The sequence below is a fragment of the Serratia sp. A07 genome (assembly GCF_058725505.1).
This window is the reverse complement of the sequence record NZ_JBZXDO010000079.1, coordinates 1-5,359: the sequence shown is the minus strand read 5'-3', so window position 1 is coordinate 5,359 and position 5,359 is coordinate 1. Positions and strand designations below refer to the sequence as shown.

At 57.0% G+C, this 5,359-nt stretch carries 4 protein-coding genes and 1 pseudogene; 3 read left to right on the top strand and 2 right to left on the bottom strand.

Translation table 11 applies throughout. From position 1 onward, the window contains the following. The 3 genes and pseudogenes from AC4PR2_RS27320 to AC4PR2_RS27310 all read left to right on the top strand — a co-directional run. A pseudogene (locus tag AC4PR2_RS27320) lies at positions 1-297 on the top strand (Replication protein); the annotation flags it as partial. A 1,258-nt stretch (positions 298-1,555) separates the two neighbouring features. Next, positions 1,556-1,933 (top strand): hypothetical protein, encoded by a 378-nt coding sequence (locus AC4PR2_RS27315; RefSeq protein ID WP_492175825.1) that lies wholly within the window; start codon positions 1,556-1,558, stop codon positions 1,931-1,933. Positions 1,934-2,138: 205 nt separating this feature from the next. After that, a complete protein-coding gene (locus AC4PR2_RS27310) occupies positions 2,139-3,053 on the top strand; it encodes a ShlB/FhaC/HecB family hemolysin secretion/activation protein (RefSeq protein WP_492175824.1) in 915 nt (304 codons plus the stop codon). A 48-nt stretch (positions 3,054-3,101) separates the two neighbouring features. On the opposite strand, the gene AC4PR2_RS27305 is transcribed toward AC4PR2_RS27310, so the two are convergent. Beyond that, positions 3,102-4,325, bottom strand: a complete 1,224-nt coding sequence (locus AC4PR2_RS27305; protein ID WP_492175823.1) for an IS91 family transposase — start codon at positions 4,323-4,325, stop codon at positions 3,102-3,104. 367 nt (positions 4,326-4,692) lie between these two features. Further along, on the bottom strand, positions 4,693-5,359 hold a 667-nt coding region (locus tag AC4PR2_RS27300; RefSeq protein ID WP_492175822.1), incomplete at its 5' end, for an IS91 family transposase.

Sequence of the window (5,359 nt, the reverse complement as noted above, 5' to 3'; positions counted from 1 at the left end):
AAAAAAGACGCTGAAGCTGCCATTGAGGACGAACTGGCCAGACGCCAGCAGAACGAACACCGCCTTGACACCCTGCTGAACGACACGGCCGATACCATCAAACAGTTGGCCAGCGCCAAACGACGCCAGCAGAACGGCTTCTACCAGGCCTGGGTGGGCTGGTCGATGCAGGGCTCGCCCATTCAGGCGATGCAGCTGGAAGCGGCGCTCAAGCGCGAACAGCCGGGGCTGCTGACGGAGAACCCGGAGGCCTACTATCGCCTGCTACTGGAGCGCGCCGGCGCGCTGCCTACCTGATCCAAATCTCGCCAACGACTGTCTCTGACGCCCACCCTGCCGGCCACCGCCTGCGGGGCGTTTCCCGTGGGCGCAATCCAGGAACACGGACGCCGGGCACGCGCCGGCAGCTTGATACTGCCCCAAAAACCGAACAACCCACGACAAAAAACGCCGATGTCGACCACCGGCCAGGCCGTGCAACGTCGACAATATCATTAACTCCGTCATTAACTTCGAACAAGCAGTTAACTTCGAACATGCCGACCGTATACTGATTAACTTCGAACGTTACTCCTGAACAAAACAAGCCCTTTAAAAAGGGAGTATTCATCGCACCGGCTGACGCCAGTGCAGGTGAGTACCTCCCTCACGTTGTTCGGGCAAAACCATCCGCTGCAGAAAAAGTGCCGACTGCCGTTAAAGGGGTTTGAAGCCCAATGGAACGGAAACGTACGTTAAGAGCATAACCGTATGATTTTAAGTCTATAAAGTCGTGGAGTTGTGGGTCAGATTTACGTTGATTTGATTACCGGGTTTATTAACATTGGAAGTGCCGAAAACCGCATGGTTACTGGTATCAACGGAAAGAGTAAATAAAACCCTCGTTTTCTTTACTCGCGTAAACTGCTCAAAAAATGCACTTAGCGTACAGTTTCGTACGGTTGGGCTTCAGCCCCCTTAAACTACTCACTCGCGAAAACCGCTCCATGCCCACCTGGCCAACACAGAGACCGGCTCGTGCAGAAATCGCCTGGCCAGACCCTGATTTAGTCAAAACCGGCCCGCGGACGCCGAACCATTCGCCGGACTCTGCAGTTCTTCAGCACCGATCATCACCACCGCATCATTGGCACGACCACCAAACACCTGACCCACCCTGAAAAGCGGCCCCGCCCCCCGGCCAACGGCCGGGGAACTGTGTCGCTTTTATGATGAGTGTTGTAACTAAAGTGTTCCGTGTCGCTGTGGGTGGTGGCGCTTTAGGGGTTGGTGAACACGCCCGTAAGCGCCCTTGCAGGCCGCTAACGCGGAGATACGCCCCGCCTCTGGCGGGACCACTCCGACGGCGTAATGTCGCTTCAGTGTAGCTTTGCGTGGAGTTGGCTTTGCAGGGCAGTGGGTGGGTGCGGTGAAACCTATCAAACCCGAACCGGCTTCGCCGGGCTACCGGCGCCCCTTGCCTGTGGGTGTCCTTTTTGGCTGAGGCTGGCGCCTTCATGCGCTTTCGCGCATACTCAGACACTCATGGAGTACGGGAATTTCCAGGAGACTAAAAATGAGCTTTTTTGACGAACTGAAAAACAAAGGTAAATCGGTTATCAACGACGTCGCTGATGACATCAGCTCGGCAGCAGACAAGTTAAAAAAACTGGCTCAGGACGGACTGTCTGACACAAAAGAGCAGGTGAATGAAACAAAGGAAGAAACCGCATCGGCGATGAAAAACACGGTCAGCGATGTCAAAGACGTGGCTGAAAAGGCAGGAAGCGCGCTGTCTGAAACCAAAGACGACATCTCTGCCAGGGTCAGTGATGCAGCAGCCGGCATCGAAGGTAAGGCAGAAGATGCCATTCATACCGCCGGTGAGAAGGCGGATGATTTCACCGCCAGAGCGAAGGAGAACCTCGAAAACCTCTCTCGTAAGCCAGACTAGCTTTTACCATTCAGGGAGGGATTTCCGCGTGCGGCCCTTCCTTACTCTTGCCAGCAAAGGGGGCATCCCCCTTCATACCGAACAAAAAAAACGCTGGACAAAAACTGACAAATACTTACACTTCGCAACCTATAAATAACCATTAACTGTTGTGAGCAGGATTGTGGCGTTTTACAGGGAGTACTGGCTGCCAGGATGCGGCCTGATGTTGATAAATCTGGCGCAGGCGGCCCCCATTACCCCTGCTGACCTGGAAGTTGTCGAGCTGCGGCAGAAGGCCCTGCTTGAGCAGGCGCAACAACAACGCGACGACCTGCAAAATACCACCGACCTGCCGACGCTCCCTCTTCCCGTGCCGGACAAGGGAATTCACGCCTGTCATGATGTCAAACACGTCGTCTTTCAGGGTGCCGAACACCTTTCCTGGTCGGTCAGGGATAATCTGGCGTCTTCCTTTCAAGGCCGCTGCCTGACGCTCTCCGGTATCAACACCCTGGTGCGGGAGACCACCAATGCCTACATCACGCGCGGCTATGTTACCTCGCAGGCCTGGCTGCCGGCGCAGGAAATCGCCGGCGGGACGTTGACCATCGCTGTGAGTGAAGGGCGCGTTGAGGGTATCAGCCTTGACGGGCAGGACACGCCGATGCTCCGGATGGCATTTCCCGGCCTGGTGGGCGGGGTGCTCAACCTGCGCGACATCGAGCAGGGCATGGAGCAGCTCAACCGCCTGCCCTCGCAGCAGGTGGTCATCGATATACAACCGGGAATGCGGCCGGGTTATTCCTCGGTGGTCCTGCGCCGTACATCGACACGCCTGCCGGTCTCCCTGTCCTTCGGCGCCGATAACGGCGGCCAGAAAAGTACCGGCGTCGGGCAGATGAATGCCGGCGTGGTGCTGGACAACCCGTTGCGCCTCGCCGACCAGTGGTCGCTGTCAGCCTCACGGGATGATGCATTTCATCACGACCGGCGCAGCCGCAGCCTGAACGGCGGCGTTTCTGTTCCCTACGGTTACTGGCTGTTCATGGTTAGGAAACTCAATCGACCCTTTTTGAGTTTCCTAACCATGAACGGTGGCAATGAGGATCAACATGTGGTGCGACCTATCGCGAGGTAATGCGTAAAAATGCAAGTTTTGCCGTGTTTTTAAGCTAAAACCCATTTTTCAGGCGCACTTATCCAGAGAAGGGGTCTGAAGCCATCGTTTTTTTGCCATCCGCTGCAGCCGGTCAGAGAGCAGTTTGGTGGCGTGCTCGCCCGCCACGGCACCGGTAAAACGCAACCGGCCCTTGCACAGTATGCACTGGTACGGATCGGTTCCCAGGAAACCTTTCATCAGCACTGCAAATCCGGGTCGCTTCGGTTTTTCCCGTACCGTCATCGCCAGCGCGTCGTAGACCTTCGGCAGCAGCGAACCGTGCTTGCGGTTGGCCAGAAAGCCGTAGTAGCGCACCATTTTAAAGTGTCGGGCCGGGATATGGCTGACGTAACGCTGCAGCATCTCCTCCTGGCTGATTTTCTGGCGTTTGTGTTGCTGCGTGCGGTGATCGTAATACTGATGGACCACGGCACCGCCGCGGTAGTGGCGCAGCTGAGAAGCGGCCACCGGCGGGCGCTTCAGGTACCGGCCGAGGTATTTCACGCTGCGCCAGGCACCGCGTGTCTTTTTAGCAAAATGCACTTTCCAGGCGCGGCGATATTGGGCATGCAGATAACGGTGCCACCGCTCTTCATTACGGATATGACCGAGGCCCGGCAGGCCTCCAGGGTTGATTTGGGCGTAGTTGTCGCGCAGCAGGTAAACCACGGCGTTGCGCCAGATTTGCTCGACCTCTTTCTTTTTGAAGAACAGCTGCCGCCAGGTGCCGCGTTTGATGTCGAGGCCGCCGCGGGTGACGGAGACGTGGATATGCGGGTGCTGATTGAGCTGCCGGCCGTAGGTATGGAGAGCACAGAAGATACCGACTTCGATCCCCTGTTGGCGCGCCCAGCGGAGCATGGCGCGGGTGGCGCAGCGAAACAGATCATTGAGCAGGAGCCAGTTGTTATTGAAGAACGGCCACAGCAGGTGCGGCATGGTGAAGGTGATGTGTTGCCAGTCGCAGTCGGGCAGAATGTGCTGCTGTTCGGCGATCCACTGCTCGGTGGCCTTGAGGCCACAACTGCTGCAGGCCTTGGACTTGCAGCTCTGGCAGAAAAAGCGGGCATGGGTGCAATCCGGTGAGGCACAGCAGTAGCGGCGAACACCCATGGCACAAGTGCCGCAGGCGAGCATGCGCTCGACGGCGAGTTTGGTCCAGTCGCTGAGGGAGTCGCCGTGTTTGTCGAGATAGTGGTTCCAGCCATCGTCATGCTGGAACAGTAGCTTTGCCGGTCGGGGAATATACATGGTGCAGAGTCTACAGGGCGTTATCGGGCAGGAAAAGTGCGTCGGCGCCAGCCGGCTCACGCCACAGGCGTGCTCATTTTATGCGGGTGTCAACGCGTCGGTGTGACATGTCCCACCTCGCAGCCGGTCGGGCTGTCAGACGGTACCGGTGTTGAGGTGAGACAGGATCTAAAAGACGGTTGAGGCAGCAGCGCTGCCGTGCTCGCCCCATAGGGGCGCTACGTTCATGGTTAGGAAACTGAATCGACCCTGTTTGAGTTTCCTAACCATGAACGGTAGCGAGGAAGAGCCGTATTAGGTGAGGCCTATCGCGAGATAATTCGTAAAAATGCCGGTTTTGCCGTATTTTTAATCTAAAACCCATTTTTCAGGCGCACTTATCCAGGGCGGGTGCCAGAAGCCATCGTTTTTTCTCCATCCGATGCAGCCTGTCGGACAACAGTTTTTTCGCGTGCTCGCCCGCCACGGCACCTGCAAAACGCAGTGGACTTTTGCACAGGATGCACTGGTACGGATCGGTGCCCAGGAAGGCTTTCATCAGCACTGCGAAACCCGGCTTCTGCGGTTTTTCCCGTTGCGTCATCGACAGCACTTCGTAGACTTTCGGCAGCAGGGTGCCGCGTTTACGGTTGGCCAGAAAGCCGTAGTAGCGCACCATTTTAAAGTGTCGGGACGGGATGTGGCTGACGTAACGCCACAGCATCTCTTCCTGAGTTAGTTTCTGACGTTTGTGCTGCTGCGTGTTGTGGTCGTAGTACTGATGCACCACCGAGCCACCACGGTAGTGTCGCAATTGCGATGCCGCCACCGGCGGGCGTTTAAGATAGCGGCCCAGATATTTTACACTGCGCCAGGCACCGCGAGTCTTTTTGGCGAAGTGGACCTTCCAGTGGCGCTGATATTGCGCCTGCAGGTAGCGCTTCCACTGCTTCTCATCACGAATGTGGCCATGACCGGGCAGGAGGGCCGGGTTAACGCGGTCGTAGCTGGCGCGTAGCAAGCGGATAACGGCGCCGCGCCAGATTTCTTCGACC

Bases quoted from the DNA above. Each gene is read 5' to 3' on its own strand.
- AC4PR2_RS27315 (WP_492175825.1), top strand. From the start codon at position 1,556: ATGAGCTTTTTTGACGAACTGAAAAACAAAGGTAAATCGGTTATCAAC.
- AC4PR2_RS27310 (WP_492175824.1), top strand. From the start codon at position 2,139: ATGTTGATAAATCTGGCGCAGGCGGCCCCCATTACCCCTGCTGACCTG.
- AC4PR2_RS27305 (WP_492175823.1), bottom strand. From the start codon at position 4,325: ATGTATATTCCCCGACCGGCAAAGCTACTGTTCCAGCATGACGATGGC.